The 768-nt window shown below is 67.4% G+C and carries 1 protein-coding gene; it reads right to left on the reverse strand.

Translation table 11 applies throughout. From position 1 onward, the window contains the following. On the reverse strand, positions 1-636 hold a 636-nt coding region (locus tag ADK65_RS35530), incomplete at its 3' end, for an ABC transporter permease (protein WP_053675624.1). Between the last annotated feature and the right edge of the window lie 132 nt (positions 637-768).

Genomic DNA, 768 nt, shown 5'->3' on the forward strand with positions numbered 1-768 from the left:
GGAGATGTAGAACTCGTCGAAACTGGTGATGAAGGAGAAGACCGCCGCCGCGATCATGCCGGGTGCGGCCAGGGGGAAGGTGATGCGCCGGGCGATGGTGAGGCGGCCGGCGCCCATGCTGGCGGCGGCGTCCTCGAGGCGTTCGTCGATTCCGCGCAGCGTCGCGATCAGGATCAGCACCGCGATGGGTGAGGCCAGCACGGTGTGGCCGAGGGCGATGGCGATCGGGCTGCCCAGCATGGCGGCGGGTTCGAAGAACAGGAACAGGCCGAGTGCGGTGACGATCTGGGGGATGACCAGCGGGCCGAGGACGAGGGCGAAGACCGCGGAACGCAAGGGGAGTTCGCTGCGGACCAGGGCGGTCGCCGCGGTCACCCCGATGATCAGTGAGAACACCGTGCTCATCGCGGCGATCAGGGCACTGAGGGAGAGTGCGGCCGGCCATTTGCTGCCGTCGGCGAACAGGGCCTTGTACCAGTTCAGCGTCCACGTCTCCGGCGGGAACGAGGCGAAGGCGTTGTTGCTGAAGGAGGTGACCAGGATGACGACGATCGGCAGCGCAAGGAAGAGCAGGATCACGGTGGCCACGGCCGTCAGGGCGATGCGCCCGGCCAGTGACTTGCGTAGTTCCATCATGTGGCGCTCCTCTTCTTGCGGCTGGCGCCGAGGGAGGTGACGGCCTTGACCAGCAGCAGTCCGGCCAGGGTGAGCACCAGCAGGATCACGCCCTGGGCGGCGGCCCCGTTCCACTGGTTGTCCTTGGTGACC

Source organism: Streptomyces sp. NRRL B-1140 (assembly GCF_001280065.1).
Taxonomy (GTDB): Bacteria; Actinomycetota; Actinomycetes; order Streptomycetales; family Streptomycetaceae; genus Streptomyces.